Here is a 25,716-nt window from a genome sequence, read left to right on the forward strand (position 1 = left end):
TCGTTATTCTGCTGATACTCTCACCATTTGCCTCGCTTCTGATCCGGAGACGGTGCGCGGCGGCGGCCAAAGGCGCGGATGAAGCAGCCCGCCTGAGCGTACCTACAAACGAAGACGTACCCGGGGCGCAAAATAGCAGACCTCGCCACTTGAGCCCGGATCACGGACGAGCTTACTTCTGAACTCACGTTGCCTTTCCTGCGCCAAGAAGTCAGAAAGCTGGGTTTGCTGCGACACGATCAGACTTTCGCCTCCACCTATTACTAGGAGGTCTGTGATGAGTGAGCGGAAAGACATGAAATTGATGACTGAAGGAGACGAGGAACTGATCGGAAGGGTCCGGTCAGGGGATGGCGCTGCCTTTGACGTGTTATACAGCCGACACGCTGGGATTGCCCGAGCATTGGCAATGAAGCAGACAGATAACGAAAGCGATGTCGACGATGTCGTTTCGGAGGCCTTCTCTGCAGTCTTCCAACAACTCCTTGAGGGAAAGGGCCCAGACTCGTTCTTCCGTGCGTACCTGATCAAGGTGGTCAGCCGCCTCGCTCATGCGCGTAACCGCGCAACGTCCAGGGTCGAGGTGACCGCCGAGTGGCATCTCTTGGATTCCGAGGTCCAGGTCCAAGATCCGGTGTTGGCTGGATTTGAAGCTGCCGCCGTGGCGGAGGCTTTCAGCTCTCTCCCCGAACGCTGGCAGGCGGTCTTGTGGTACGTCGACGTGGAGAACCTGAAGCCCGCCGCTGCGGCGACTTTTTTGGGGATCAGCCCCAATGCTGTCTCATCGTTGGCTTTGCGCGCCCGTGAAAGGCTTCGCACCGCGTACCTTCAGTTTCACATCAGCGGCGCGGTTTCAGATGATGCTTGCCGACCAGTCGCCGAGCAACTCGGCGCCTATGCACGCAACAAGTTGAAACGGACTACCCGCCAACAAGTGAGGGGGCACCTGGACAGCTGCGCGAGATGCACCGCGCTTTTGGCGGAACTCGCTGAAGTCCACGACGCCTTGCCAGCAGCGATCATCCCCCTCATAACGGGCCTTTCTCTAAGCGCCACAGGCTATCTGCGCCTCGCTGACGGAGCCAAAGTCGAATCCGCCGCCAAAGCCTCGGCACAGATATCCGGCATAACGGCGAAAACTGTGGCCGCCCTAGCGGCCGTCTCCGTGACAACTTTTGGGGCGGCCGTCGTCATGGGAAACTCTTGGCAAAGTGCTCATAGGGAACCCACCACAGCCGCCGTTCATGACCGATCAGACACAGAACCACCCGCAATTCCAGTGCCTCCAATGTCTACACCCGCAACGCCAGATCTAGACACCCAAGCTCCGCAACCCGGACCGGAGCAAAATAGCAGGGAAGAATTTGAAGTCACGCCCGAGCCCCAATCGGTGGAGACTACGTCGCCCCCCACGGTTTCTCCCAGCAACCCTCCGCGTGTCCTAGGCGCTCCAGCTGAACAAAGGCCACCTCAATTGGCTGACGACCTCGCCTATCCCCAGCCACGACCTTCTCCTGCTGCGCCGCTGAATACTCCAACTCCAAGTCCTTCCATATCGCCGCCCACCCCATTCCCTACGGCGGACCCTCCGGTTCCTCCACAAGATCCAGCCGATGTTTCCGCACGTCTCCGTGCGGAACGCGGGACGATCAAGTCTCAGATGGATCTGCAGATTGCATTCCGCATATCGGGAGAAGGCACTCTGGGTTCTGGTGAAGTGTTCTTTTCTCTATCAGAGGGCACGTGGTTTGCTCCCCGGAGCATAAGCAGCCCGGCGGGATGGACGTGCTCTCTTGAATCTGAGCTCCGGACCCTCAACTGCTCCACGAAGACGCTAGACCGCAGCGCACTGGATTTTGCATTCACCGTCTCACGGACGAGCCGACTGACGACGGTGGACTACTACCTTGAAGGTCCTGAATTGAAGCCCACCGCGTTTTTTGCATCCTTCTAGATCAGGACAAAAAACTTGAGTTGATGGAGGAGCGGAATAACAAGCGCAACGTGCGTGCACAAATAACGTCTGCAAGCTGTAGGTAAGTCCGGGCTGCAGGGTTTTGGTCGCGAAGTCTCGGAATGTCAAGCCTGAATCCGGGCCGGCTGGACCGGAAAAGTTTTTTTCGGTTTTGCGACACGATCCCCAATACGGAGACACTAATTACTAGGAGTAGTCTGCCCTTCTCCCACGCGGGCCCATTTGCGGCATCTCCACTAGTTGATTCCGCACGTACTTCCTTGCACGCGTTCGCAGCTTTCCGGTCTGCATGAAGCGCGAACCAGGACGCCTGGCGGCAAACATCTACTCGTACCTGCGGCGCGCCGCGAGTCTTTGGTTCACCTGCCCTGAGTGAACAGTTCGGCAGCAGTGTGCAAGATCTCAAAACCGACATTCCGGTGGCTAAAATTCTTTAACCTAACACGTGTTAGGTTGAGGGTGGGGGAAGAACTGATGTGTGTCGGCGTGTAGCAGAGCGCGCCGGATTGGAGCAGCCCATGAAGTTGACCTTTTTCAAGTTCCGCAGGAGCAGGCCATCGCGGCTCCATGGGGGATGAGGAACTCATTGAGCGGGTCCGCGCGGGGGATCGGTCTGCTTTTGAGGTGTTGTATCGCCGGCACGCGACGATAGCGAGGGCCCTGGCCGTGAAACAGGCCGATAACGGCAGTGATGTTGATGATCTCGTCGCTGAGGCCTTTTCCTCGGTTTTCCAGCAGCTCCTGGAAGGGAAGGGCCCGGATACGTTCTTTCGGGCATATCTGCTCAAGGTGGTCGGACGGATGGCGCATGCCCGTAACCGCGCCGCGTCCCAGACCGAGGTTGTCGGCGAGACACACATGCTGGACTCAGTGGTGCAGGAACCGGATCCTGTTCTGGCCGGATTCGAATCCGCAGCCGTCAGAAAGGCCCTTGGCCTGTTGCCCGCGCGGTGGCAGGCAGTGCTCTGGTACATCGATGTTCAGAACCTCAAGCCAGCAACGGCAGCAGCCTTGCTGGACATCAGCCCCAACGCGGTATCCTCCCTGGCCATCCGGGCCAGGGAAGGGTTACGGATCGCGTATCTGCAATCCCACATCCGCGCCGCCGCGACCCCTGCAGAGTGCCGGCCCTACACAGCACAGCTAGGCGCCTACACCCGCAACGGACTCAAAAGAACCACCCATCAACAAGTCTCCACCCACCTGGAACGCTGCACGAACTGCACAAACCTGCTGACGGAACTGACCGAAGTCCACACCACCATGCCCGCAACCACCAGACCGTAAACCACCGACCCAGGCACAGCTGCCCCGAGAACAAGATTCATGGACGGAGACGAGGGCCCGCGTTCGGTGATCGAGGTGCTCCGTGCGCGGCCAAGCATCGCTGCAAGCTTGGATCGTGGCGATGCGCTTGAAGTCCGCCCCGTTGCGCGGCTCTCCTGGTGTGTCCTGCAGGTATGGCTCGAGCCGCCCGCCCAGCATAGTTGCTCCATAATCCAGTGCTGAGGTGTACGTACGGTCATTTTCGTTGCTCATGATGCTGATCTCCTAGTGGTGGAATGCTGGGGTCGCTTTGTTTCGGGATAGGTCGGCGGGTAGCGCTGGTCTCCATACTGATCGCTCACGTCGGCCTATAGGTCGTTGTCGCTAAAAAGTTCGTTCCTTGCCCTTGGTGAGGACGATAGCGGAGGCGGCGACGCCGAGTGTGAGGTGCTCAAGGAAATGGGCGGCGCAGTCCATGCAGAGGTCGGGGACGTCATTGCGAGCATGCCCAGTCGATGCGGGACCCGCTGGGTGACTCCAAGCCACTGCTTCAATCCATTGGGCAGTCTCAGGAATGCGGTTGCCTTCGACCAGTTCCCGTCGAGCCTGCCTACTCCCGCACCCGTAATTACGATGCGCCTGATTTACGACCTACGGTCTAGGCCAGGAGTACGGCGCAGGTGCGGCGCTGCCAGGTTGCCGGTGTTGCCGTGGGATGGATGCTTTTGGACATGATCCTGTTATGGACGTGTACGGGGTCTGCGACAGGATGCTTCAGGAGATCTGCGTGTAGCTGCCTTCGGTGGTCGGGCGGACGATCTCGCTTGAGACATAGTGGCCACCTTTTTTCGGCACCTGGGAGGTGTCCAATGTGGTGACATATGAGCCGTGAGGGTTAGTGTGCGACGCGTGGTTGATGCTGGTCGTAATGTAGCTGCCGCGTGCAAGGTTTGTGGTGTTGTGCGTTGTCATGGCTGAGTCCTGTCAGGTCTGGGTAATTGCTATGGGTGCGAGTGAAATGCCAGCGTCCTCCGCGCCGATAGGCGTGTGGCGAGAAGGCGCTGGCGGTCGATGCGTGGTGATTCAGGTGGGTGGCCCTAACCACGTTGCGGGTGTGCGCCCTGGCCAGTCTTGGTTGGCTACTCGGGCCAAGCGGACTGTTCGATGATGGAGACGAAGTTGGTCCTGATGAAGTCGGAGGAGAAATGCGCCAGAACATCAGCGTTCACGTTGCCGAAGGTGGTGTCCGGTCGGTGCGCATTGCCGTCGTTGAAAGCCTGGAGAATGCGGCGTTTGAAGTCGGGTCGGGGATGGGCACCTACGACGTCGCTGATGAGCGCCTGGTCGAGATCGGTGTAGCCTATGCCGAGAACGTCGGTTTCCACACCGGCGGTAACGAGGGCAATCTCCGGTGCCATAAATTCGGGAACACCTGGAGTGGTGTGCAGGGCTATCGCTGTCCAAACCTTCATCGCGTCCGCTTCGGAGAGGCCGTGAGAGAGGAGGAAGTCTTTGGCTGCGTTGGCGCTGTCAACTTCAAAGCGGAGGTTGTTGGAGCCGTAGGCGGAGGTCAGACCGAGATCGTGGAACAGGGCACCGACGTAGAGAAGTTCGAGGTCGGGGTTCAGCCCTCGTCGTTGTCCCTGGAGTGCGCCGAAAAGAAAAACACGGCGTGAATGGTTGAACAGCAACTCATCCGTCGCTGAACGGACGAGTTCAGTGGCGTCTTTCACCAGAGCGCTGTCCGGGATGGTGATTCCGGCGATTGTCGTGCTCATGACTGGGTCTCCTATCTGGTGCCCGACGGCGAATCCGTCGAGGGAGTTCCAGTTTCAGCCTAGGAGTGTGCGTGAGGCCCCGCTGATCCGGACTGGATTCCCTGAAATTCGGCCAGATGAGCAGGGCAGGTCAACTTCCCGTCGTCGTACGGAATCTCTGCTGGTATTTGCTGGGGGATACGCCCAAGCGGTGAATGAACGCCCGACGCAGCGCCTCGGAGTTGCCGAATCCCGCATGTTCGGCGGCATCGGTCACTGAGTGCCCTCCGTCGAGCAGCGCCTTGGCCGCATCAAAACGTACCAGCTCTACGTATTTGCCCGGGGTGGTGTCGAGCTCGGTCGCGAAGAGACGGCCGAGGTGCCGGGCGCTGACGTGGGCACGACCGGCGAGGTCAGGGATGCTGTGGTGAACTGCCGGATTGGCTTGGATGAAATCAACGACCTCGCGCAGCGTGGACGTCCGCGGCGACGGGCCTGCGAGAGATGCAGAGAACTGGGACTGCCCGCCCGCCCGCTGCATGTAGACGACCAGGGACCGGGCGACGGCTCGCGTGAGGTCCGGCCCATGATCTTCCTCCACAAGAGCCAGAGCCAGATCGATGCCGGATGAAACACCGGCCGACGTGTATATATGGCCGTCCCTCACGAAGATCAAGTCGGGCTCGACCGAGATTTCTGGATAGAGCTTCGCAAGGGTACCGACATGCTTCCAGTGCGTCGTAGCCCGTCGTCCCTCGAGCAACCCTGCGGCGGCAAGGACAAAAGCGCCCGTGCAGATTGACCCTGTACGCCGGGCCCGTGGTGAGAGTACCAGCAAAGCATCGATGAGTTCCTCCGGCACAGGGCGGAAGGGGAAGACATCACCACCGCTCACGAGCAGCGTGTCTACTTCCGCCAGTTCCGAGGCGGGGCAGTGCACAGGAAACCGAACCCCTATGGAGGAGGACACGTCGCGGCCGTCAGGGGAGATAAACAGCAGATTGTAGTTCGCGCCCATGCGGTTGGCTTCGGCAAACACCTCGGCAGGCCCTGTGACGTCGAGCACCTTGATGCCGTCGAAGACCAACAGCGCGATCGTGCGGCGGGCTGCCTGTGGTGATGGTGTCATTCGTGACCTCCTTCAGTGGGCCGGATGTGGGGGATTTGCGGCCTTTTTTGCGGGGCGGTCGGCACACCGGCCAGCGCACTCTAGATTATGCACCCCGCGGTGCAGGCACTCAACCAACCCTCTGCTACACATCAGCCCTACAAAGGAGAACCACCATGCAAACATTTACCCCGAATCGCGTTGCCATCGTCACCGGAGGGTCCGGCGGAATCGGCCGCATTGTCGCCGAGCGGCTCGCCTCGGATGGACTGGCGGTCGCAGTGCACTACGCCGGCAACAAGGACGATGCTCAGGAGGTGGTCGATACCATCACCGCAACAGGCGGCAACGCGATGCTGGTCCGCGGCGATGTAGCTGACGAAGCGGACATGGCTTCCGCTTTCGCGGCCATCGAAGAAACTTTCGGCGGCGTCGACGTTGTCGTCCATACCGCAGGCCGGATGATGCTCGCGCCTCTGATCGATTTCGACCTCACTCAGCTCGATGCGCTTCTGCGCACGAATATCCGTGGAACCTTCGTGGTGGACCAGCTGGCCGCCCGAAAGGTCAGGAACGGCGGAGCGATCATCAACTTCTCCTCGTCCGTGGTGAAAATTGCCCTGCCCAGCTACTCGGCATATGCCGCCACGAAGGGTGCCGTGGATGCCGTGTCACTCATTCTCGCCCGCGAACTGCGGGGTCGTGACGTCACCGTCAACGCCGTCGCCCCTGGCCCCACGGCAACGCCCCTGTTTCTGAACGGAAAGTCGGAGGAGACCGTCAACAACCTATCGAATATGGCACCCCTGCAGCGACTCGGGACCCCGGCCGACATTGCCGAGGCCGTCTCGTTCCTTGCCGGGCCTGCCCGCTGGGTCAACGGCCAGACCGTGTATGTCAATGGTGGCGTTATCTAATCTGCAAGTTTATCCGAGCCCGGGCATCACCGAACGCCCAGCGGCAGATCACTCACCTCTAACGAACAGGAAGAACCATCATGTCAAACGTCATTATCATCAGCGGTGCAGGGAGCGGCTTTGGGGCTTTGTCGGCCCGCGCACTGGCTCTGGCCGGCAACACCGTGTACGCGGGTATGCGCGGTATCAACGGACGCAATGCCTCCCGTGCCGCCGAGGCAACTCGCTTCGCCCAGGAACACGGTGTGCAGTTGCTGCCATTGGAACTGGATTCCTCTGCCCAGGCATTTATCGACGCCGGCGTGCGACGCGTCATTCATGAACAGGACAAGATCGATGCCATCGTACACAATGTCGGCCATATGGTCAGCGGGCCCACCGAGGCCTTCACGCCCGAACAGCTCGCCGAAGTCTATGACGTCAACGTTCTCAGCGCGCAGCGACTGAACCGAGCAGCACTTCCCTACCTCCGCACCCGCAGGCAAGGCTTGCTGTTGTGGGTTGGTAGCAGCAGCTCCCGCGGTGGAACACCACCGTACCTTGGTCCATACTTCGCGGCGAAAGCAGCAATGGACGCCCTGGCTGTTTCCTACGCGGCGGAAGTCGCCCGGTTCGGGGTGGAGACCAGCATTGTCGTACCGGGTTCCTTCACCTCGGGAACCAACCACTTCGCGACCGCTGGCTCCCCCGAGGACCAAGGCATCGTTGCCGAATACGAGGTGCTGTACCCGGGGGTGCTTGCCGGTGTAGGTGAGAAGCTAGCCGCTCTCGCCCCCGCAGACGCCGATGCGAGCTGGGTAGCCGATGAAATCGCACGCATCGTCGCCTTGCCAGCCGGCCAGCGTCCTTTCCGCACACACGTCGATCCGGCCAACGATGGTTCCGAGGAAGTTTCCATGGTCGCCGACCGCATTCGCGCCCAGTTCCTCGCACGAATCGGCCTTGAAGACCTACTCGAACCTGCTGCCCGCCAGGCCCGCAGCGCTTGAAGCCCACACCCCCTGGGGCGGCAGCTGGTGCTGGCTGTATGAATTCAGAGTCCTGCAGGCCATGCCGCTAGCGCTGCCCAGCCCCGGAGGAATGCGACCGAAGAAACCTAGCGGGCTCGAAGCCCACACCTAAAAGGAGAACCATGAGCAAGCTCATCTTCATCACCGGCGTCAGCACCGGCCTTGGCCGTGCATTTGCGCAGGATGCACTCAACGCCGGCCACCGCGTCGTCGGAACCCTCCGCAACGAGAAGCAACGCCTGGAGTTCGAATGCCTGGCTCCAGGCCGGTCCTTCGGCCGGTTGCTGGATGTCACCGACACCGATGCCATTCCGGCGCTGGTTACCGACATTGAGGAATCGATCGGCGCGATCGATGTCCTCGTGAACAACGCTGGGTACGGAGTGGAAGGGACCCTCGAGGAATCCGCTCTGGAGGAGCTCTACCAGCAGTTCGCCGTCAACGTATTCGGCGTCGTTGCTGTCACCAAAGCCGTCCTGCCCCATCTGCGGCACCGGCGCTCGGGTCAGATCATTTTCATCACCTCCATGGGCGGGCTCCGGGCTTTCCCCGGACTTGCCTACTACCACGGCAGCAAATTCGCAGTAGAAGGCATCGCAGCTACCCTTCGCCAAGAGGTAGCTGGATTTGGGATTCATGTCACTGCTGTGGAACCTGGCGCGTTCCGCACCAACTGGGCCGGCAGCTCCATGCATCGTGTCGACCGGACGATATCCGACTACGACGAACTGATGGCCCCCATCCGGGAAGAGCGCCAATCGCGCAGTGGTATGCAACTTGGAGACCCCGCCAAAGCAGGGCAAGCCCTCCTTACGCTCATCGCATCCTCCACCCCGCCCGGGCATCTGATACTCGGGTCGGATGCGCTGCAACTCGTCCAGGCGTCACGCTCGGAGATGGACGACGAAATCAGAGCCTGGAAAGACGTCACTCTCTCCACGGACCATGCAACGAGCCAGGTGCAGTCCTGACATCTCGCCACGCGTCGAGGCTTTCTGGAAGGATCCCGTCCTCCCCGAAAGCCTCGACGGTCCACGGACTCGTGATGACTCTCACATTGCTATGTCTAGTCGACCGGTCTATTCTCGGAGAGAATGGAAGGTCGATATGGGTAGCGATACGAAAGAGCATATCTTGCGGACAGCCTTGGAGCTGTTTCATACTGAGGGATTCGCCAGTACTGGCATCACCGATATCACAGCCGCTGCGGGCGTTCCCAAAGGGTCGTTCTACCACTTCTTTCCCAGCAAGAGCGCACTGGCGCTGGCGGTCGTTGAGAAGTACACATCCATGACCGATGTAGCACTTCTCGCCACCTCTGATGCGTCACCTCTGCGTCGAATCCACAACCATATCGATCAAGTCCTGAGCCTGACCGAGGCGGGGGAGTGCCAGCGGGGCTGCCTGCTGGGAAACTTCTCGACCGAGATGCGGCCGATTGACAACGCCGTGGCCGAGGCAGTCGACGCTGCACTCCACCAGTGGCAGATCAGCCTGGCTGACACCATCACAAAAGCACGATCGGCGGGGGAGCTGACAGCCGCGACAAGCCCGGAACTGCTGGCTTCAAGCATCATTTCCCTGCTGGAGGGGGCAGTCGCCCGCGCAAAGCTCAGCCAGTCATCCGATCCCGTCCTAGAGGCTCGCCAGATCATTCAGCAATCACTGCTGACCTAGAACCTGACGGCACTCCTGTCGCCACCAACACCTCCGGTCACTAGTCGACCGGTCTAATAAGGAGAAAGTATGTCTAATCTAACTGCGGAGAACCAGCAGATCACAGGCGCTGACGGTGTGAGCTATAGCTACCGGCGCTACGGAAAACCAACGGGTATCCCAGTCGTCTTCCTACAGCACTTCCGCGGCAACCTCGACAACTGGGATCCCGCACTCGTCGACGCAATTGCGGCCGAGCGCGAAATCATCCTCGTCGACGCAGCAGGCGTCGGCGGATCGACAGGCATCCCGCGCAGTTCTGTCGCTGGCATGGCGACCGATGTAGCGACATTTATCGACGCACTCGGTCTCAAGCGAGTCGACTTGTTCGGGTTCTCCCTCGGCGGTTTCGTCGCTCAGGAAGTCGCCCTGCGCCGACCCTACATGGTTCGTCGCCTCGTGCTGGCCGGAACCGGTCCGGAGGGAGGGCGTAAAATGCACGAGTTTACCGCAGAGGTGAAGGAACACGCCTATAGCGACTCCCCTGCAGGCGAGGACCTGCTGTTCTTGTTCTTCGCTGACACTGAAACCAGCAAGGCTAAGGGCGTGGAGTACCTTGGCCGCATCTTTAGCCGCACCGACGGACGGGACAAGGAGGTAGACCTTGCAACCCGGGACAATCAGGCAGAAGCGATTTCGTCATGGGGCGTTCCTGACCATGGACGCCTCCAGCGCTTGAACGCTATCGAGCAGCCGACCCTGGTAGCCAACGGTTCCAACGACCTGATGGTGCCCACTTCGAATTCGCACCTGCTCGCTGGCCTCATCCCTGACTCGCGGGTAACAATTTATCCCGATGCAGGCCATGGGTTCCTGTTTCAGTACCCCTCTGAGTTCGCAGCCGAAGTCAACGAGTTCCTCGCGGCCTGATCGCATCGGGCCTATTGGTTAGACACTTAACACGAGCTTGTTGATGGGCAAGCGACTTCTTAGAGTGCAAAGCCGGATCGCTCATCGACAGCGGCGCTCTCCTGCCGTCGGCGGCCTCGAGAACTGGTTGTTGGAAGTTCTGATGTCCGGAGCAAAGGATTGACGATGAGTGAAGTGCGCCCTCCGGCTCAGAGGGACCCCTTGCCTGAGCTAAAGAAAGTCGATGAAACAATTCGATCGACCGTGAAACCGGTGGGCGTTCTTCTCGTTGAAGGACGCCCACCCGCACTGTTGACTAAGCCCTGCCGGATAACACTTACCAGTCTGGGTTTTTGGTAGTGCTTGGCCCATAGGGCAAGGGTCGGAGCGGGGCTCCTGCCGGCGTCTGGTTCTGGGCTTTGCTATTTCTCGCCGTAGACACTGCTGGGAGGAGCTTCCTTGATTACTCCGCTCTTGAGCAGTGCTTCGAACTCAAGCTTCATGTCGTCACGGGCCTCATCGAGGGTTTGAACGTCGTAGTTAACATCCCCTGACGTCAGGAACTGTTTTGTAACCCCTGGAGTCTGTCCCTTGCTGACCGCGAATTGTTCGACGTCATCGGGGTGCTGCTTCATCCATTCGGTGGTGTCCCCGATGGCGCGGGTCAACCGGTCAGAGGACTCCAGATCGATCTTTTTCGTATTCACGATAAGTACGTAGCCCCAGTCTGCCCGACCGGCGACCAGGCCAAGGTCCTCCGGGTTGGCGACGACTTTCAGGTTCGGGAACTGTTGTTGGGCAATCAGAATCTGTTCAGCGCGCACGATGGCGTAGTCTGCCTTTCCGGTGGCTGCTTGGATTGCGGCCGCGGCAGTGCTTTCGGAGTTGATGAGCTCGTAGTCGCGCCCGGGCTCAAGACCGAAGTTGGAACTGATACGAGTCTGGACGGCCTTCCAGCTGCCCGAACTCGTCTGGGCGACGATACGGCTGCCCTTGATCTCTTCCTTGGTCCATGGTTTTCCTGCGCTCATTACGGAGTTCGTCGACCTCGCGACGGTTCCACCCACCGCGAGTGGAGCACCAGTGCTGGCATTTGAGGCGATGATGGAAGGGCCGCCGATGGCCACATCGATACGTCCGATTGTCACATCCGTGTACAGGGTTTGGAGGTCGCTGTACTCTTCCGAGACCACCTTGATGTTGTGGTCGGCCTGGATCTGTTCGTTCTTCTCCAGAAACTCAGCCGGGACGTTGGTGGCAAGGGCGGTAGTGCCACTGCCGTATGTCCCGATGGTGATGGTCTTCTGGGTCCCGCCGCCGGTTGTGGTGTCCCCGCCGCAGGCGGTCAGGGCCAGGAGCGGTACGAGCAATCCCAGAGCCAGGGCCTTCCGGCCAGTCATAGTATTCATGTCAAAGCTTTCTTGATGCGAGGGAGGAGAGGGTTATCCCCGGGCGGAGATTCCGCCTTGGGCAGAGGTCAGCAGGGTGCGGACATTCTGGCGAAGCTCGGTGAACTCGGTTGTTCCGATTTTCGGTTCCGAGGCCGTGTGGAACTCGGCGAGGATCTTGGCCGGTCGTCCCAGCACGATGACGCGGGTGGCGATAGCGAAGGCTTCTTCGATGTTGTGGGTCACGATGAGAGCGGTCTTCTGTTCCTGCTCGGCCAATTCGACGAAGTCCTCCCGGAGCGTGCGGGCAGTGACTTCGTCCAAGGCCGAGAAGCTCTCATCCAGCAAGATCAGTGCGGGATCGATGGCGAAGGCGCGGGCCAGGGAGACGCGTTGGCGCATGCCGCCGGAGAGCTGACTCGGGAACTTCTCGTAGGAGTCTGACAAATGCATCTTGTCAAGCCACCGGCGGGCAGTTTCCATGCGGTCTGCCTTGGGGATGCGTAGGATTTCCTGACCGACAGCCACGTTATCCGCGGCTCGGCGCCAGGGGAGCAGTCGCGGCGTCTGGAAGGCCATTCCGATCAAGGAGCGCAGTTCGTTGTGCTGAAGGTATGGGTCTTTGCCCGCAATGCGAACGGTGCCGCTGGTGGGGTTGAGGTTCCCGATCAAGAGATTCAGAAGGGTTGATTTCCCGGCGCCGGTCCTGCCCAGAATCGCAAGCCTCTCGCCCTCGGTGACCTTGAGTGTGAGGTTCTCCACCGCCGGCACTCCGTTGAACTCGTGATGGACCGACTCAAAGTCCACAATGACTTTGTTGTTGGTGTTCATCGGACTACAGCCTCCGTACGCCAGCGCAGCAGTGCGCGTTCCAGTAGGTCGATCAGTTTGATGACGGCAAAGTTTGCCGCGATAAGGATGACGGTCCATGCGAACACCACATCGATTTGGAAATTAGCCTGCGCGGTGCCCATGGAACGGCCGATGCCGTTATTGGCACCCAGCAGTTCGGCCAGCACCATGATCTTCAAGGTCATGGCCGCGGTCGAACGCATCGCTGTCATGAGGCTCACGAGGGATTGGGGCAACAAGAGTATGCGTAGGGTCTGGAATTTGCTGGGCCGGAACTGCTCGACTGCCTCCAGGACGTCCTTGTCCATGTCCCGGATACCTTCATAGACAGCGATGATGAAGAACGGCACCGAGATCATGAAGGTGATAAACCCGATGCGGACCTCCACCGAGGACATCCACAGCACCGCCAGAAGGATCCAGGAGATCGCAGGAACGGCTTGAATTATTGACGTGAAGGCACCCATGAGCGGACCGAAAATTCGGCGGTAGGCACCCATGAGGAGTCCTAACGCCCACCCTGCGATGATTGCCAGGAAGAGTGCAGCTCCGTACCGCAGTAGGGTGACCGCGATGTTCTGCGGCTGTCCGACGAGGATCTTCCAAACTTGCTCCAGTACATCCGTCAGCGGCGGAAAGATGTACGCGTCAAAGCTCAAGGACACGACCCAGTACAGGGCAAGGGTCAGTGCAATGGCTACGGGAACAGCCCACTTCGGTGTTCCGCGTCGCCTCTTCGCGACTTTTTTCACTACGAGCGGTGCTTCTATGTCAGTCGGGCGGCGTTGCCCGTCGGACTTGCCTGCGCCGTCGTGACGGCCAGTTGTCAAGGACACTGTTCTACCTCCTTTTCTTGTTTACGATGCTTCGCGCAGCGGAGAAACACTTGGCGCGACGGGGGAGAGTGATGCAGCAGCTTGTGCCGCGTTGGGGAAGGCCAGCAGCAGAGCCTGAGATAAGACCAACTATCGCTGCTAGTTATAAGTGTAGCTCAGATCACATGGGCCCGGAAGGAGATCCGCCGCTAGTAGGAAACTTTTTGCTCGAGCGCTCACCGCGGAGAAGCACCTTTGGCGAATTAAACTAGCAACGCAAGTCTGTGAGGTTGCCTAACAATGATGCCTGAGAGGGGTTGTGGCCTTTGCGGCCTGCCGGATAACCCTGCTGCGTGAGATGTTGAACCACACGCACCGGGCACATGGGTTGAAGAGTGCGGGTCTCAACGTCTAGCTCATCGGCCAGCAGGGTGCTGGCGCACGGCGGGCCTGAAACGTGCTGGGCGCCGTCTACGGACGGCCTACTGACGGGTGCTAGGAACCTTGCCGAGAGATGCCTTGACCCACGCGAGGGCCATCAGATGACGGCCCTCGCGTGGGTCAAGTTATAGGGAACGGGTCCGAACGCGTGACTACCGCCTATGGGGTGGACCATGCCGGTTGTGGTTTGGGCCGCCAGCGTTGGCAGGGCACGGCCTGCCTGGGTCGGGTTGCCACTTCCGGGAACTCCGGGTGTTCACCCGCGGCAACTCACTTGAACGCGGAGATACCCGTGATGTCGCGGCCGACGAGGAGCGACTGGATGGAGTCTGTTCCCTCGTAGGTGGAAACAACTTCCATATCGGTCATGTGTCGGGCGACGTGTCGGTCCAGCAGCAGTCCGTTGCCACCGAGCATGTCCCGCGCTTCGGCGCATATCCATCGGGCCTTCTTGGCAGTGTGCATTTTGGCCAGAGAGGCCATATTGCCTGAGAGGCGGCCTGTCTCGGCCAGTTCGGCGATTCTGAAGCACATCAGCTGCATTGCGGTCAGCTCGGAGAGCATATTGGCCAGTTTGTTCTGAATGAGCTGGAAGCTCCCCAACGGCTTGCCGAATTGGACCCTGGTGAGGGCGTGGTGTGCGGCTGCTTCGTACGCTGCCATGGCGTGGCCCACAGATTCCCAGGATGCGCTGTTCCGGGTGGCGGTCAGAACACGTGTTGCATCCCGGAACGAGGTGGCTTCCGCCAGAAGGTTCCCGACGGGAATCCGGAGGTCCGAGAGCTTAATATCTGCCTGGAGGATGGCACGTTTGCCGATCTTGCCGGTAATGACCTCGGCTTCGTAACCGTCGGGGTAGGTACCGTCGGGATTCTTCTCCAGGATGAAGGCCTTGACCTGTCCGTCGGCTTCGTCTCTGGCCCAGATGACGATGATGTCGGCGAAGCTTGCGTTGCCGATCCAGCGCTTGGCGCCGTTGAGAACGTAGTGGTCTCCGTCGAGCCGGGCTGATGTTTCCAGTGCCACTGAGTCGGAGCCGTGGTCCGGTTCGGTGAGGGCGAAAGCGCCGATCTTTTCCATCCGGGACATGGGTGGAAGCCATCGCTGCTTTTGTTCTTCGCTACCGAGGATGTGCACGCTGCCCATGGCCAGTCCGGAGTGAACGCCGAAGAAGGTGTTCATCGAGCCGTCGCCGCGGCCCAGTTCCATGGCGATCAGCCCGGCCGCGGTGGGGCTGAGCCCGGGACAGCCGTAGCCGTCGATGGTGGTTCCGACGATGCCGAGGGCTGCGAATTTGTCGACGAGCTCGTGGGGAAATTCGGCACGTTCCCAGTAGTCGTTGATGATCGGCAGGACCTCGGTGTCGACGAAGGCGCGTATCTGTTTCTGCAGGGCGCGGTCCTCGTCGGTGAGGTTGGCTTCAAGGAGGAAGTAGTCGGTGTCGATGGATTGGGTGTCCATGGTGGTCCTTTGTCTCGTGCGGCAGAGGTGGTTTTGCCGCAGGGAAGTGTCCTAGCGGCCGGTGAAGACCGCGGGGCGGCGTTCGAGGAAGGAGGCAACCCCTTCGGCACCGTCGCTGGTGTCCAGAAGTTGGAGCATTTCCGGTATCAGTTCCTTGGCGGCTGCCTGTTCGCCTTCGCGTTGGGCCCGGCGTGCCGATTGCAGTGTTGTGGAGATACCCAAGGGAGCTTGTTGGGAGATGCGTTCTGCCAGTTCATAGGCCCGTTGGAGTTGCTGGCCGGTCGGAACTACTTCCTGGACTACGCCGATGCGCAGGGCTTCAGCGGCGTCGAAGGTATCGCCGGTGAGCATGTACCGCATGGCGTTGCCCCAGCCGACTTCCCGGGGGAACCTGATGGTGGCTCCGCCGAAGGGGAAGATGCCGCGGCTGACTTCCATCTGGGAGAACTTTGCGTCCTCCGAAGCGACCCGGATGTCGGTGGCCAGCAGAAGCTCGATTCCGAGCGTGAGGCACCATCCCTGTACTGCGCTGACGACAGGCTTGCGACGTTGCGGGCCTGAGAGCTGCCTGGGGTCGATTCCCCCTTCGGGGATGCCGCCGCGTCCTTCGCGGAGGGCGTTGCCCACCTTTGCCATGTCCAGGCCGCCGGTGAAGTGGTCCCCGTGGGCGTAGAAGACGCCGGCGCGGATGTTTTCGTCCTGCTCCATTTCCGCGTAGGCCATGGCGAGTTCGGCGCGCATCTCCAGGTCGAAGGCATTTCGCTTGGAGACACGGTTCAGGCCCATGAGGTAGACGTGGCCCACCCGATGCCGCGTGACGACCCGGTCGTCGGTAGGTAACGCTTCAATGTACAAAGGTGTCATTGGAATTCTTCTTTCGGTCAATCGATTCGTCCGGTTTGGCCTAGCGGACCGAGGCTCCGACCTTGTTGCGGGTGATGGAGTTGGAGAAGCCGCCATCGGCCTTCCCCCGCGCAGCTTCGTGGCTGAAGTGGGTCAGCTGGTGCGCATCGAAGTGAGCGCTCAACGCCACATTGAAGCCTTGTGTTTCCTGGGTCCGGTTCAGGGACTTTTTCAGGACGGCGGTGGCGAACGGGGGAGCCTGGGCCACCCGGTGAGCGAGCGTGTGCACGGCGTCATCAAGTTCCGTCGCAGGCACCACCCGGTTGACCATGCCGCATTCAAGGGCGTCCTTGGCGGGCATGGGCTCGCCGGTGAACAGGAATTCACGTGCTTTGCGGCTGCCCATGACCCAAGGGTGAACCAGGACTTCGACAGCGGCGACTGCCATGGTGTGCAGGACAGGGTCTGCAAAGAATGCCTCTTCCGAGGCGACGATCATGTCGCACATGTTGGCGACCATGAACGCACCTGCGATGCATGCGCCCTCGACGCGGGCAATGGTGGGTTTGGGAAGGTTGTAGATGTTCAGGCAGTAGTCCATGTAGGAGCGGGTCTCATAGGCCCACCGCTCCTCGGGCGTGAAGTCCTGCCGCTTGATCTGGCCTTCCTTCAGGTCGTGGCCGGCGGAGAAGTGCCCGCCTTTGCCGCTGAGGACGACGGCCCGGATTTCCGGGTCGGCTCCGGCGCGCAGGACAGCATCGTTGAGCTCGTCGAGCATCTGCTCATTCTGGGCGTTGCGCTGCTGGGGGCGGTTCTGCCAGATGGTGGCGACCGGGCCTTCAACTTCGTAAAGAACGTAGTCGTACGTCATTTGGGAGCTCCTTTGATCCTGGGGAGGTTCGACCTCGCCGTTTGTGGGGTCAGGACCACCATAAACTATCAGCGCTAGTTAAATCTAGGCCTGTTGAGCTCCCGGCCGAGTAAGGCCGTCGCCGGTGGAGGCTACTCCTGTGGGGCTGTTCCGCGTTTGGACACGCTTGCGATGTCAGTGGCGTAGTGCAAAACGAGGCCGTCGATCATGCACGTGAGGCCACGTTCGAAAGCGGCGAGGTCGAGAAGCGCCTGCCGCTCGGGAAGGCGGTACGCATCCTGCAAATGGGGAAACTCTTCCGCATAAAAATCGCGGCCCTCAGCGAACCCCGCGCTGTACGAGCCGAGCGCTGAACCTGCAATGAAGTTGCGGACAGCGATGGCTACTTCGGTTGCCTGGCGGGGCGGCCACCCGCCGTCCACCAGCGACCCGTAAAAGGCGTCGGCCAGACGCAACTGCGCCGACCGGGTGCCGGGGCCCCGCGCCATAAGCGGCACAATCCCGGGGTGGCGCTGGAGTACGCCCCAGTAGCTCTTCGCCCAGACGGGAAGGGCGGCGCGCCAGCCGACCGACTCAAAGATGGTCGTATCCACGGTCTCCAGCAGTGAGTTGATGACCGCATCGGCCACGGCGTCCATGGTGGCGAAGTGGTTGTAGATCGAGGGTCCTTTGATGCCGAGCCGCGCGGCAAGACGCCGCGTCGTCAGTGCGGCGAGGCCTTCCTCGTCGATGAGGGCGGTGGCTTCGGCGACGATGCGCTGCGGCGATAAGGCAGGAGTTCTAGGGCGTCCCATGGGTTATACCTTGCCATAGAGTCCTCACCTTCAAGATTTCCCTATCCGCGGGAATAACTTGCGTGAGCCGCTTCACACGCACATAATGCTTCTGTAAGCTTTAACTAGCAGCGCTAGTTCGCCAGGCGCTTTCGCCACTCGGCTCCATTCTTCATCGACGAGGAAATCCAATGGTTGTCCCCCAAGCCCCCATCACCGCCGCTCCGGCCGCCGCGCAACGCTCAGGCCTCCGAGCCTGGACGGTCACGACAATGGTCGTACTCTTCGCAACGCTGAACTGGGCTGATAAAGCCCTCATCGGCATCGTCGCCCAGCCGCTCATGGACGAGTTCGGTCTGACCCCAAGCCAGATCGGGTTCGCTGGAAGTGCTTTCTTTTTCCTGTTCAGCGTCAGCGGAGCCATGGTCGGCTTCCTGGGCGACAGGTTCCAAGTGCGATGGATCCTCTTCACCTTGGCCGCCCTCTGGGGAGTGGTCCAATTCCCGGTCCTCATCAGCGGCACCTTCGCAGTCCTGCTTTTCTCCCGCATCGCGTTGGGAGCCTTTGAAGGTCCTGCCACCGCCATGGCCAGTACGGCCGTGTTCCAGTGGTTTGCCCCCGCCAAGAGAGGCTTCCCTGCAGCCCTGGTCACCTCTGGCTCTTCGTTCGCCAAGATCTTCGCAGCCCCGGCCCTGGCCGTGGTCGTCGTCACTTGGGGGTGGCGTGCAGGCTTCATCACCATGGCCATGGCCAGCTTCGTATGGTGTGCCGTCTGGCTCTTCATCGGCAAGGAAGGACCCTACGCCAAAGCAAGGCGTCAGTCGCGCAGCGAGCAGATTGCTGAGGCCGCACCTGCGGCCCCCGTGGTGAAAATTCCCCTCCGCCATATCCTGCTCACCAAGTCGTTCCTGGGTGCACTCTTCGCGACCTTCGCCGTGTACGGCGTCGTCTCGGCGACAATCACCTGGCTGCCGTCGTACTTCGAGAAGGGGTTGGGATATTCGCGCCTCGAATCCGGGCTGATGTTCGGTCTGCCCAGCATTGCCTCGGTGATCCTCATGTACGGTGCCACGTTTGTCACCGACCGGATCGCCAGCAAGCGCCCATCGTCAGGAAAGGTCCTGGCGGTCACCACCGCCGGCTTCCTGCTCATCGGCGGTATCGCCCTGGCCTGCCTGCCGCTGTTCGGTGTTCCGGTTGTCGTGGTCGCCGTCCTGATCCTGGGCTACGGCTGCATGAGCGTTGCCCTGCCGATGATGAATGCCGTCATCTCCCAGATTGTTCCGGTCGCCCAGCTCTCCAGCACCATCGGCATCTTCCTGGCGCTGCAAAACCTTTCCGGCCTCATCGCGCCAAGCTTGGTCGGAATTCTGGTCGAAAACGCGGCAACCTCACTCGAAGGCTTCTCACTGTCGTACCAGATCTTCGGAGTGGCGATCCTCGCAGGTGGTGTGCTGACGCTGTTCCTCGTCAATCCGGAGCGGGATGCGGCGAGTTTGAAGCAGCGACTGGCCGACCTGCGTGTAAAGGCTGGGCTGCCGGCGCAAACGCCGGAAGACCAAGCCAGCACCCCCTCTTAAAAACCGCACGATACCGGCCCTCCCGGCACACTACTTAGGCAAGAAGGAAGTACCGATGTCCCCGTCCCATGACCAGCCTTGGACGAAGCTATACCCGCCCTCCGTGCAACAGATGCACTCCACCCCGGATGTAACTCTGGGTGACATGCTCGCTGAGTCCCGGGCACGATACTCAGACCGTACTGCCATGACGTTCGAAGGCCGCACATGGACCTTCGAGGAGCTTCACCAACAGGCCCACGCATTCGCGAAGCTCCTCATCCAGAACGGACTTCGTCCGGGTGACAGAGTGGCCATCGTGCTGCCGAACCGTCCGGAGTACGTGACCGCAATATTCGGTGTGACCCTGGCTCAGGGCATCGTCGTCCAAATCAACAACCGCTACCCGGCCGAAGAAATCCGCCGCATCCTCGACGACTCCGGCGCTGACCTGGTCATCGCCACCGACGAAACGGTGAGCCGCTGCTCACCGGAGGAACCGGGCTTCCTCGGCCGACGGCTCATCCGAGTCGACACCGTCCAGGGAGGCGATGACCACCCCGGCACTGCCTTCTCGGACCTGGAGCAGTTTCTGGGCACCGGGCCCCTGCAGTCAGCAGCTGAACCTGCCGACGTGGCAGTGTTGCAGTACACCGGTGGTACGACCGGCGCCGCCAAGGGTGTCATGCTCACCCACCGGAACCTCATCGCCAATGTCGAGCAACGCTACGCGGTCACGTACGGCCTGCTCGATGTACCTGTGGGGGCCAAGACGGTGAACGTGCTGCCGATGTGCCACGTCTTCGCCCTGACAGCGGTCACCCTCCTTGCAGTTCGCTCAGGCATGAACCAGCTTCTCATCCAGGACTTCCGGCCGGCCCAGATGCTGGCCACCATCCGGGACGAGAAACCCTACGTCTTCAGCGGCGTCCCCACGATGTACACCGCGTTGAACCGCGACCCCGGCGTCAACACCAGCGGGCTGGACCAAGTGGCTATTTTCAACAGCGCCGGCGCCGGGTTCCCCCTGGAGCAAATCAAACAGTTCGAACACAACAGCGGCGGCCGCATCATTGAAGGCTTCGGCATCAGCGAAGCATCCCCGTCAACACACCTGAACCCCCTGTACGCCGACCGTAAGGTGGGCAGCATCGGCATTCCATTGCCCCTGACAGAGGTCCGGGTCATCAATCAAAGCGGTGACGGCGTCCACGAACTACCTGTCGGTGAAATCGGAGAAATGATCGTTCGCGGCCCGCAGATCATGAAGGGGTACTGGAACCGTCCGGAACAAACGGCCGAGACCCTTCGTGACGGCTGGCTGCTGACAGGGGACCTCGCACGAATGGACGAAGACGGCTACTTCTTCATCGTGGGTCGGAAGAAGGAAATGATCGTCACAAGCGGATTCAACGTCTACCCGGCCGAGGTCGAACAGATCCTGGCGAAATTCCCAGGCATGCTCGAAACGGCGGTCGTCGGCAGGGACGACGAATACCGGGGAGAAAAGATCGTCGCGTTCATCACCCTGGAACCCGGCCTGACCGTCACCGATGAGGAACTGGACGCCCACTGCCGCCAGCATCTGGCAGGCTACAAAATTCCTCGGGAGTACGCCAGGTTGAGCGCGCTACCCCGCACGGCAGTCGGAAAAATCGCCAAGAACCAACTGCCGCTTGGCACCATCGCATCCGCCGGCGGGAAGTAGACCGCGATGTACGCCATCTCAGTAAAGAACCCCGGGGAGCCCGAAAACATGGAATGGGCCCCGGCGCCGGACCCCGTCCCCGGGACAGGAGAGGTGATCATCGATGTCGCCGCCGCCGGAGTGAACCGGGCTGATCTGCACCAACGCCAAGGGAACTACCCGCCTCCTGCAGGCGCGAGCCTCATTATTGGCTTGGAATGCTCCGGAACAATTTCCCAGCTCGGCTCCGGCGTCACCGGGTGGGAAATCGGCGACCGCGTATGCGCGCTGCTCACTGGAGGCGGCTACGCCCAACGAGTTGCCGTTCCTATTGAACAGCTTCTTCCCATTCCGGACGGTGTGGGTTTGGAAGAGGCCGCGGCCCTGCCCGAAGCGGCCTGTACCGTGTGGTCAAACGTCGCCACCTTCGCCAAGCTGACCGCCGGTGAAACCTTCCTTGTCCACGGCGGCGGGAGCGGCATCGGAACCCATGCGATCCAAGTGGCCAAAGCACTGGGGGCCCGGGTCGCGGTCACTGCCGGGACCGAAGAGAAGCTTGAGGCTTGTCGAACCCTGGGGGCCGACATCACCATCAACTACAAGACGACCGACTTTGTCGCTGCGCTGGGGGAGCAAACCGGCGGCCATGGAGCTGACGTCATCCTCGACATCATGGGTTCCTCCTACCTGGACAAGAACATCTCCGCCCTGGCCGCGGACGGACGAATCGCTGTCCTCGGTTTCCAGGGCGGCGCCCGAGGCGAGCTGCACCTTGCCCGCTTGATGGCAAAACGCGGCACGATCCACGCAGCAGGCCTGCGCGGCCGCCCCGTTCACGGCGAATCGGGAAAAGCCGCCATCGTCCGGGACGTGACAAAGCACCTGTGGCCGATGATCGCGGACAAAGCCGTCAAGCCCGTTGTCCACGCCTACGTCCCCGTCACCGAAGCCGCGGCCGCGCACCGCCTGCTCGACGCCCCCGGCACCATGGGCAAAGTCATTCTCACCATGAGCTGATCGGTGGCCCGCCCCACCCGGCTCCCATATAAATGCCAGTCATCGCCAACTGCCCTACTCAGCGCGGCACGAAACGGATCAAGCCTGCCCGCCACCATCTTGTCCCTAGGAGCCCAATGACCGACGAGACCATCACCCACGTCCGGATCTCCCACCATGTCCACAACGATGTCCGCATCGCACTGCTTACCCTCGACAACGGCAGCCGACGGCCCGTGACTTTGGGTCCGGCATCCCTGAGTAACCTCTCCGCAGCACTGACCGCGGTGGATCTGGAGGAAACAGACGCCCTAGCCATCACCGGCGTTGGCAGAACCTTCTGCGCAGGTGCCGACCTCAAACAAATGGCACTTGCCACCACCGTTGCTGAAGCCGATGAAGTCGCCGCCACAGGCCTTGAGGTCCTTGGCCAGTTACGCGCCCTCAACGTGCCAACGTTCGCTTTTCTCAACGGCACAGCCCTTGGTGGCGGCCTCGAGCTTGCACTCCACGCCGACTACCGGACGGCGGCGGCATCGGTACCTGCCTTGGGATTGCCTGAAGTCCGGCTCGGTCTCATCCCCGGGTGGGGAGGCATACCGCTGGCCACCGCAGCGCTCGGTACAACCGCGGCCGCGAAGCTGATCGTTTCCGATGCCCTCAACGGCAGGACCCTGTCGGCCCCAGAAGCTTTGTCCATCGGTCTGGTGGACGCTGTGTTCCCCGACGATGACTTCCTGGACGCGTCACTGCGCTGGGCCGCAGACATCGTTTCCGGACAGGAAGGACCCAAGGCCAAGCCAGCAGCGGTTCACGATCCCGCTGCGCTGCAGTCGGTGCGGAAGTCACTGGACAAGCGACTCAGAGGCGCCGCGCCCGCCCCGTACCGGGCCTTGGGCCTGATCGAGGCCGCAGCTGAGAACTTGGCGACCGGCCCCACACCGGCCAGCCAGCAGGAGGAGGTGCGTGCGTTCGGTGAGCTGCTGCTCTCCTTCCCGGCCGGTGCCAGCCGGTACGCCCTAACCATCACCGGGGCCGCGGCAAAGCAGACCGCCGTATCCGGGGCGGGCACGGCACAGCCCAGGTCGATCCGCACCGTCGGTGTGGTCGGGGCAGGCCGGATGGCCAGCCAATTGGCTCTCCTCTTTGCCAGCCAACTGCGCGTTCCCGTGCTGCTCACTGACGTTTCTACTACCCGGATTGACTCGGCCCTGGAATGGATCGGACAGCAAACTGACAAGCTGGTGGCCCGCGGGCTGCTCAGTGCCGTTGAAGCACAGGAAATCTGTGGCCTGGTGCGGGGCGCCACCGACAAAGCAGCATTTGCCGACCGCGACCTGGTGATTGAGGCAGTCTTCGAGGAACTGGGCGTCAAGCGTGAAGTCTTCGCACAAGTAGAAGAAGTGGTCAGCCCCGAGGCGATTCTGCTGACCAACACCTCATCGCTGTCAATAGCCGACATCGCTGCCGGTCTCACCCATCCCGAAAGACTGGTCGGCTTCCACTTTTTCAACCCCGTTGACCGTCTCCAGCTCGTCGAACTCATCACCCTCCCCGGCACGGACCCGGCAGCGGCCGCTACAGCACTGACCCTGGCGAACGATCTCAACAAGGTACCCGTACTCGTGAAAGACAAACCCGGATTCGTCGTGAACCGGCTGCTGACCCGCCTGATCAGCGAGGCCCTGCAATTCATCGACGAAGGAGCCGACCCGTACACGGTCGATCACGCGCTGGACCCCGTGGGATTGCCCATGACTCCTCTGCAGCTCCTGCAGTTCATTGGCCCAGCCGTTCAACAGCACATCGGTGACACCATGCACGATGCGTATCCGGAGCGGTTCACCTCCAGCACCAGCCTCAAAGCCATCGTCGCCGCCGGACTGCCCGGCTACCTGGACGAACACGGCCACATCACTGCATCAGCAGCGGCGTTCCTGCCCGACCCGGCACCCGTCTCCGCTGAGCTGGTACGGACCCGGATCATGGGGGCCATGGCAGAGGAGACATCGCTGATGCTGAAGGAATCGCTCGTCGCTGGCCCGGAACAAATTGACCTTTGCATGATTCTCGGTGCGAACTTCCCCTTCCACACCGGCGGCCTAACGCCCCTTCTCGACCGCGAGACCGGCACAAGGTTCCGCCCCATCGACACCCTCACCAAGGAGACAGTATGAACAACACGGATGTCGTCATCGTAGGAGCGGCCAGAACCCCGCAAGGTCGCCTCATGGGCCAACTCGCCGCTCTCTCTGCCGTCGAACTCGGCAGCACTGCCATCCGGGGAGCACTACGCCATGCCAACCTGGACGCCACCCGGGTCGACGCGGTGATCATGGGCCACGTCCTGCAGGCCGGCAGTGGTCAGAACCCCGCCCGCCAAGCCGCTGCCGCAGCCGGCATCCCGCTGGACACTCCCGCCATCACGGTCAACAAGGTATGCCTGTCGGGTCTGTCAGCCATTATCGAAGGCGCGCGGCAGCTGCGCCTGGGTGAAGCTGACGTCGTTGTCGCCGGCGGCCAGGAGTCGATGAGTAACGCTCCGCATGTCCTTGCCGGCTCGCGTGCAGGCACCATGTACGGCGACAGTGTCCTGACTGACTCGGCCGCGTGCGACGGGCTCACTGATGCCTTCACCGGAGAATCCATGGGGCTTGCCACCGACGCCGTTAACGAAGAACTTCACCTCTCCCGCTCCGCTCAGGACCAGGTCGCTGCCCTGTCGCACCAGAGGGCAGCCACCGCCCAAACCACTGGCCGATTTGAATCCCAAATAATCCCCGTAGTCGTTCCCCAGCACCGCGGTGCAGACATCCATGTGGCAGTAGATGAAGGTGTGCGCGCCGGAACAACAGCAGAAGTACTCGGCAAGCTCAAGCCCGCGTTTTCCCCCGCAGGAACGGTGACTGCAGGCAATGCCTCACCGCTCAACGATGGGGCTGCGGCAGTAGTCCTGACCACAAGGAGTTACGCAGAAGCGCACGGCCTAAATATCCTGGCGACGGTCCGCTCCCACGGGCAGATCGCAGGGCCTGACACCTCACTTCCGGACAAACCGGCCAAGGCCATACGGAAGGCCTTGGATCGTGAAGGCTGGGAGGTTGAGGACCTCGACTTCATTGAAATCAACGAAGCCTTTGCCTCCGTGTCGCTCCATTCGGCAGGGATACTCGGCGTCGATCTCGAAAAGGTCAACCCAAATGGGGGAGCCATCGCCTTGGGCCACCCCATCGGGGCGTCTGGAGCCCGGGTTGTCGTGGCAGCCGTCCATGAACTGCTGAGCCGAGGCGGGGGAAACGCCGCAGTTGCTCTGTGCGGGGGAGGCGGCCAGGGCGACGCCTTGCTGCTCTCGGTGTCAGGGGCTGGCTGACGCATCCATCAGCCAGCATTTTGCGCTGTTACCGTCCGCGTTCTGGGGGATAACATCGACGT

General features: G+C 61.2%; 22 protein-coding genes. 12 read left to right on the plus strand and 10 right to left on the minus strand.

Annotation, left to right across the window (positions count from 1 at the left end):
* The first annotated feature begins 277 nt into the window (after positions 1-277).
* Together QEH68_RS21840 and QEH68_RS21845 are read left to right on the plus strand one after the other, a co-directional pair.
* A complete protein-coding gene (locus tag QEH68_RS21840) occupies positions 278-1,954 on the plus strand; it encodes a sigma-70 family RNA polymerase sigma factor (RefSeq protein WP_280628140.1) in 1,677 nt (558 codons plus the stop codon).
* 687 nt (positions 1,955-2,641) lie between these two features.
* The gene (locus QEH68_RS21845; RefSeq protein ID WP_280628141.1) at positions 2,642-3,262 is read left to right on the plus strand and encodes a sigma-70 family RNA polymerase sigma factor; all 621 of its coding nucleotides are present in this window, start codon (positions 2,642-2,644) and stop codon (positions 3,260-3,262) included.
* 753 nt (positions 3,263-4,015) lie between these two features.
* Here QEH68_RS21845 and QEH68_RS21850 read toward each other — a convergent pair.
* The 3 genes from QEH68_RS21850 to QEH68_RS21860 all read right to left on the minus strand — a co-directional run bounded on the left by QEH68_RS21850 (position 4,016) and on the right by QEH68_RS21860 (position 6,127).
* On the minus strand, positions 4,016-4,213 hold the full coding sequence (locus QEH68_RS21850) for a hypothetical protein (protein ID WP_280628142.1): 198 nt from the start codon (positions 4,211-4,213) through the stop codon (positions 4,016-4,018).
* Between the two features lie 167 nt (positions 4,214-4,380).
* Positions 4,381-5,019: an HD domain-containing protein gene (locus QEH68_RS21855; RefSeq protein ID WP_280628143.1), complete on the minus strand. Its 639-nt coding sequence runs from the start codon at positions 5,017-5,019 to the stop codon at positions 4,381-4,383.
* 130 nt (positions 5,020-5,149) lie between these two features.
* Positions 5,150-6,127 carry a GlxA family transcriptional regulator gene (locus tag QEH68_RS21860; RefSeq protein WP_280628144.1) on the minus strand — a complete coding sequence of 326 codons (978 nt, stop codon included), beginning with the start codon at positions 6,125-6,127 and terminating at the stop codon, positions 5,150-5,152.
* A 155-nt stretch (positions 6,128-6,282) separates the two neighbouring features.
* Here QEH68_RS21860 and QEH68_RS21865 point away from each other — a divergent pair, with 155 nt between their 5' ends.
* From QEH68_RS21865 to QEH68_RS21885, 5 genes are all read left to right on the plus strand, one after another.
* Positions 6,283-7,023, plus strand: coding sequence for an SDR family oxidoreductase (locus tag QEH68_RS21865; RefSeq protein WP_280628145.1), 741 nt, complete (start codon positions 6,283-6,285; stop codon positions 7,021-7,023).
* A gap of 80 nt (positions 7,024-7,103) precedes the next feature.
* Positions 7,104-8,012: an SDR family NAD(P)-dependent oxidoreductase gene (locus QEH68_RS21870; RefSeq protein ID WP_280628146.1), complete on the plus strand. Its 909-nt coding sequence runs from the start codon at positions 7,104-7,106 to the stop codon at positions 8,010-8,012.
* A 143-nt stretch (positions 8,013-8,155) separates the two neighbouring features.
* Positions 8,156-9,004, plus strand: coding sequence for an oxidoreductase (locus tag QEH68_RS21875; protein WP_280628147.1), 849 nt, complete (start codon positions 8,156-8,158; stop codon positions 9,002-9,004).
* A gap of 136 nt (positions 9,005-9,140) precedes the next feature.
* Positions 9,141-9,710, plus strand: a complete 570-nt coding sequence (locus QEH68_RS21880) for a TetR/AcrR family transcriptional regulator (protein ID WP_280628148.1) — start codon at positions 9,141-9,143, stop codon at positions 9,708-9,710.
* A gap of 69 nt (positions 9,711-9,779) precedes the next feature.
* The gene (locus QEH68_RS21885) at positions 9,780-10,619 is read left to right on the plus strand and encodes an alpha/beta hydrolase (RefSeq protein ID WP_280628149.1); all 840 of its coding nucleotides are present in this window, start codon (positions 9,780-9,782) and stop codon (positions 10,617-10,619) included.
* Positions 10,620-11,020: 401 nt separating this feature from the next.
* Here QEH68_RS21885 and QEH68_RS21890 read toward each other — a convergent pair whose 3' ends face one another.
* From QEH68_RS21890 to QEH68_RS21920, 7 genes are all read right to left on the minus strand, one after another.
* A complete protein-coding gene (locus tag QEH68_RS21890) occupies positions 11,021-12,007 on the minus strand; it encodes an ABC transporter substrate-binding protein (RefSeq protein ID WP_280628150.1) in 987 nt (328 codons plus the stop codon).
* Positions 12,008-12,040: 33 nt separating this feature from the next.
* A complete protein-coding gene (locus tag QEH68_RS21895; RefSeq protein WP_280628151.1) occupies positions 12,041-12,817 on the minus strand; it encodes an ABC transporter ATP-binding protein in 777 nt (258 codons plus the stop codon).
* Entirely contained in the window at positions 12,814-13,674 is an 861-nt protein-coding gene (locus QEH68_RS21900) for an ABC transporter permease subunit (RefSeq protein WP_280628152.1), read from the minus strand. Before QEH68_RS21900 ends, QEH68_RS21895 begins: the two co-directional genes overlap by 4 nt.
* 690 nt (positions 13,675-14,364) lie before the next feature.
* A complete protein-coding gene (locus QEH68_RS21905) occupies positions 14,365-15,555 on the minus strand; it encodes an acyl-CoA dehydrogenase family protein (RefSeq protein WP_280628153.1) in 1,191 nt (396 codons plus the stop codon).
* Between the two features lie 51 nt (positions 15,556-15,606).
* Positions 15,607-16,419, minus strand: coding sequence for a crotonase/enoyl-CoA hydratase family protein (locus tag QEH68_RS21910; protein ID WP_280628154.1), 813 nt, complete (start codon positions 16,417-16,419; stop codon positions 15,607-15,609).
* Between the two features lie 40 nt (positions 16,420-16,459).
* Positions 16,460-17,269: an enoyl-CoA hydratase gene (locus tag QEH68_RS21915; RefSeq protein WP_280628155.1), complete on the minus strand. Its 810-nt coding sequence runs from the start codon at positions 17,267-17,269 to the stop codon at positions 16,460-16,462.
* Positions 17,270-17,400: 131 nt separating this feature from the next.
* Positions 17,401-18,063, minus strand: a complete 663-nt coding sequence (locus QEH68_RS21920) for a TetR/AcrR family transcriptional regulator (protein ID WP_280628156.1) — start codon at positions 18,061-18,063, stop codon at positions 17,401-17,403.
* 170 nt (positions 18,064-18,233) lie between these two features.
* Between QEH68_RS21920 and QEH68_RS21925 the strand changes: the two genes are divergently transcribed.
* The 5 genes from QEH68_RS21925 to QEH68_RS21945 all read left to right on the plus strand — a co-directional run bounded on the left by QEH68_RS21925 (position 18,234) and on the right by QEH68_RS21945 (position 25,654).
* A complete protein-coding gene (locus tag QEH68_RS21925; protein ID WP_280628157.1) occupies positions 18,234-19,622 on the plus strand; it encodes an MFS transporter in 1,389 nt (462 codons plus the stop codon).
* A 55-nt stretch (positions 19,623-19,677) separates the two neighbouring features.
* Positions 19,678-21,309, plus strand: a complete 1,632-nt coding sequence (locus QEH68_RS21930) for a long-chain fatty acid--CoA ligase (protein WP_280628158.1) — start codon at positions 19,678-19,680, stop codon at positions 21,307-21,309.
* 6 nt (positions 21,310-21,315) lie between these two features.
* Positions 21,316-22,305, plus strand: a complete 990-nt coding sequence (locus tag QEH68_RS21935) for an NAD(P)H-quinone oxidoreductase (protein WP_280628159.1) — start codon at positions 21,316-21,318, stop codon at positions 22,303-22,305.
* 116 nt (positions 22,306-22,421) lie between these two features.
* Positions 22,422-24,461: a 3-hydroxyacyl-CoA dehydrogenase NAD-binding domain-containing protein gene (locus tag QEH68_RS21940; RefSeq protein ID WP_280628160.1), complete on the plus strand. Its 2,040-nt coding sequence runs from the start codon at positions 22,422-22,424 to the stop codon at positions 24,459-24,461.
* Positions 24,458-25,654 (plus strand): acetyl-CoA C-acetyltransferase, encoded by a 1,197-nt coding sequence (locus QEH68_RS21945; RefSeq protein WP_280628161.1) that lies wholly within the window; start codon positions 24,458-24,460, stop codon positions 25,652-25,654. The genes QEH68_RS21940 and QEH68_RS21945 overlap by 4 nt, the downstream gene beginning before the upstream one ends.
* Positions 25,655-25,716: the final 62 nt, after the last annotated feature.

Source organism: Paenarthrobacter sp. OM7, from assembly GCF_029873575.1.
Taxonomy (GTDB): domain Bacteria; phylum Actinomycetota; class Actinomycetes; order Actinomycetales; family Micrococcaceae; genus Arthrobacter.

What these genes read in the sequence shown, in the direction of transcription:
- QEH68_RS21840 (WP_280628140.1), top strand. Translation starts at nt 278, where the DNA reads ATGAGTGAGCGGAAAGACATGAAATTGATGACTGAAGGAGACGAGGAA.
- QEH68_RS21850 (WP_280628142.1), bottom strand. Translation starts at nt 4,213, where the DNA reads ATGACAACGCACAACACCACAAACCTTGCACGCGGCAGCTACATTACG.
- QEH68_RS21855 (WP_280628143.1), bottom strand. Translation starts at nt 5,019, where the DNA reads ATGAGCACGACAATCGCCGGAATCACCATCCCGGACAGCGCTCTGGTG.
- QEH68_RS21860 (WP_280628144.1), bottom strand. Translation starts at nt 6,127, where the DNA reads ATGACACCATCACCACAGGCAGCCCGCCGCACGATCGCGCTGTTGGTC.
- QEH68_RS21865 (WP_280628145.1), top strand. Translation starts at nt 6,283, where the DNA reads ATGCAAACATTTACCCCGAATCGCGTTGCCATCGTCACCGGAGGGTCC.
- QEH68_RS21870 (WP_280628146.1), top strand. Translation starts at nt 7,104, where the DNA reads ATGTCAAACGTCATTATCATCAGCGGTGCAGGGAGCGGCTTTGGGGCT.
- QEH68_RS21875 (WP_280628147.1), top strand. Translation starts at nt 8,156, where the DNA reads ATGAGCAAGCTCATCTTCATCACCGGCGTCAGCACCGGCCTTGGCCGT.
- QEH68_RS21880 (WP_280628148.1), top strand. Translation starts at nt 9,141, where the DNA reads ATGGGTAGCGATACGAAAGAGCATATCTTGCGGACAGCCTTGGAGCTG.
- QEH68_RS21885 (WP_280628149.1), top strand. Translation starts at nt 9,780, where the DNA reads ATGTCTAATCTAACTGCGGAGAACCAGCAGATCACAGGCGCTGACGGT.
- QEH68_RS21890 (WP_280628150.1), bottom strand. Translation starts at nt 12,007, where the DNA reads ATGAATACTATGACTGGCCGGAAGGCCCTGGCTCTGGGATTGCTCGTA.
- QEH68_RS21895 (WP_280628151.1), bottom strand. Translation starts at nt 12,817, where the DNA reads ATGAACACCAACAACAAAGTCATTGTGGACTTTGAGTCGGTCCATCAC.
- QEH68_RS21905 (WP_280628153.1), bottom strand. Translation starts at nt 15,555, where the DNA reads ATGGACACCCAATCCATCGACACCGACTACTTCCTCCTTGAAGCCAAC.
- QEH68_RS21910 (WP_280628154.1), bottom strand. Translation starts at nt 16,419, where the DNA reads ATGACACCTTTGTACATTGAAGCGTTACCTACCGACGACCGGGTCGTC.
- QEH68_RS21915 (WP_280628155.1), bottom strand. Translation starts at nt 17,269, where the DNA reads ATGACGTACGACTACGTTCTTTACGAAGTTGAAGGCCCGGTCGCCACC.
- QEH68_RS21920 (WP_280628156.1), bottom strand. Translation starts at nt 18,063, where the DNA reads ATGGGACGCCCTAGAACTCCTGCCTTATCGCCGCAGCGCATCGTCGCC.
- QEH68_RS21925 (WP_280628157.1), top strand. Translation starts at nt 18,234, where the DNA reads ATGGTTGTCCCCCAAGCCCCCATCACCGCCGCTCCGGCCGCCGCGCAA.
- QEH68_RS21930 (WP_280628158.1), top strand. Translation starts at nt 19,678, where the DNA reads ATGTCCCCGTCCCATGACCAGCCTTGGACGAAGCTATACCCGCCCTCC.
- QEH68_RS21935 (WP_280628159.1), top strand. Translation starts at nt 21,316, where the DNA reads ATGTACGCCATCTCAGTAAAGAACCCCGGGGAGCCCGAAAACATGGAA.
- QEH68_RS21940 (WP_280628160.1), top strand. Translation starts at nt 22,422, where the DNA reads ATGACCGACGAGACCATCACCCACGTCCGGATCTCCCACCATGTCCAC.
- QEH68_RS21945 (WP_280628161.1), top strand. Translation starts at nt 24,458, where the DNA reads ATGAACAACACGGATGTCGTCATCGTAGGAGCGGCCAGAACCCCGCAA.